The following is a 2,000-nucleotide window of genomic DNA, read 5'->3' on the forward strand; positions in this document are numbered from 1 at the left end:
GCAACGATTACCTTCCAAGTAAAAGTACTTGAAGGTGCGTTAAACACAAACATTGAAAATATCGCAACGGGCTATGATCCAGATCAACCGGGTGAGCCAAAAGAATCGGATCCAACTGAAACAGCGGTTGTTCCAAGTGCGGGTGAATTAAACAGTAAGAAAGCGGTATTTAATGCCGAAGGCGATGCAATCGAAGGTCAAAAAGTCAAAGTTGGCGATGAACTAACGTATAAAATTACGGTAGAAAATATCAAAGATGCGACAACGATTGTGAACAACGTCAAAGTCATCGATGACATTCCTCAAGGGTTAAGCTATGTACCAGGCACATTAACGGTGAATGGAGAAGTGAAAGACGATAGTGCAGTAAATGGACAAGTCGTGACAGTAGCGGACATCGGCAGCCTAACAGGTGGCGAAAAAGTCGAAGTAGCCTTTACAGTCGTTGTAACAGAGGATGCAAAAGGTGAACTTACGAATATCGCAACAGTAGAAGGAACGGTTCCAGGTCAAATTCCAGGGGAACCTGACAGTCCGGGTGAACCACAAAAACCAGGAACGGATGTAAAAGTTCCGGCAGATATTACATTATCCAAAGTAGCGGATAAGAAAATCGTTCATGTCGGAGACGTAATTACGTATACGATTGAAGCGAAAAATGGGGAAACAGCTGGTATTTGGAATGGGACGATTCAGGACGAATTATCAGAAAGCGTCGAGCTTGTTTCAGGTTCAACGAAACTAAATGGGGATGCATTAGCTGATAAAGATGTATGGAGCGAAGGTCAATTAACGGTACAACCGGTAACCTTAAAAGCAGGGGAAACGGCAACGATCACCTTCCAAGTGAAAGTGTTAGAAAGTGCGTTAAATACGACGGTTGAAAATATCGCCACAGCGTTCGATCCAGATCAACCATTAGAGCCAACTGAACCAGGAAAGGATCCAGAAAACCCAATTACAACGACTCCGACTGAAACAGAAGTTGTTTCTAGTGCAGGAGAGTTAAGCAGTGCAAAAACGGTATTTAATGCCGAAGGCGATGCAATCGATGGACAAAAAGTACAAGTTGGCGATGAACTGACGTATAAAATTACGGTAGAAAACATCAAAGACGCAACAACGATTGTGAACAATGTGAAAGTCATCGATGACATTCCTGCTGGTTTAAGCTATGTACCAGGCACATTAACTGTGAATGGGGAAGCCTATGACGATCAGGCAGTGAATGGACAAGTCGTGACAGTAGCAGACATTGGCAGCCTAAGAGGTGGCGAAAAAGTCGAAGTAGCCTTTACAGTTGTGGTAACAGAAGACGCAAAAGGGGAAATTACAAATATCGCGACTGTAGAAGGAAGCGTTCCAGGGGAAAACGCAGAAGATCCAGATCAACCTTCTGAACCACAAAAGCCAGGAACAGAAGTGAAAGTTCCAGCAGATGTGACGTTATCCAAAGTAGCAGATAAGAAAATCGTTCATGTCGGAGACGTAATTACGTATACGATTGAAGCGAAAAATGGAGAAACAGCTGGTATTTGGAATGGAACGATCCAAGATCAATTATCAGAAAGCGTAAAACTTGTTTCAGGTTCAACGAAACTGAATGGGGATGCATTAGCTGATAAAGATGTATGGAGCGAAGGTCAATTAAGCGTACAACCGGTAACCTTAAAAGCAGGGGAAACGGCAACCATCACCTTCCAGGTGAAAGTGTTAGAAAGTGCGTTAAATACGACGGTTGAAAATATCGCCACAGCATTTGATCCAGATCAACCAATCGATCCAACTGAACCAGGAAAAGATCCGGAAAATCCAATTACAACTCCACCAACTGAAACAGAAGTTGTTTCAAGTGCGGGAGAATTAAGCAGTACGAAAGCTGTATTTAATGCCGAAGGCGACGCAATCGATGGACAAAAAGTAAAAGTTGGCGATGAACTGACGTATAAAATTACGGTAGAAAACATCAAAGACGCATCAACGATTGTCAACAATGTGAA

At 42.9% G+C, this 2,000-nt stretch carries 1 protein-coding gene; it reads left to right on the plus strand.

What is annotated here, in order from left to right:
* Positions 1 to 2,000: DUF7927 domain-containing protein (locus tag H9636_RS18900; RefSeq protein WP_191709096.1), on the plus strand; the 2,000-nt coding region annotated here is incomplete at both ends.

Source organism: Ureibacillus galli (assembly GCF_014836845.1).
Classification (GTDB): domain Bacteria; phylum Bacillota; class Bacilli; order Bacillales_A; family Planococcaceae; genus Ureibacillus; species Ureibacillus galli.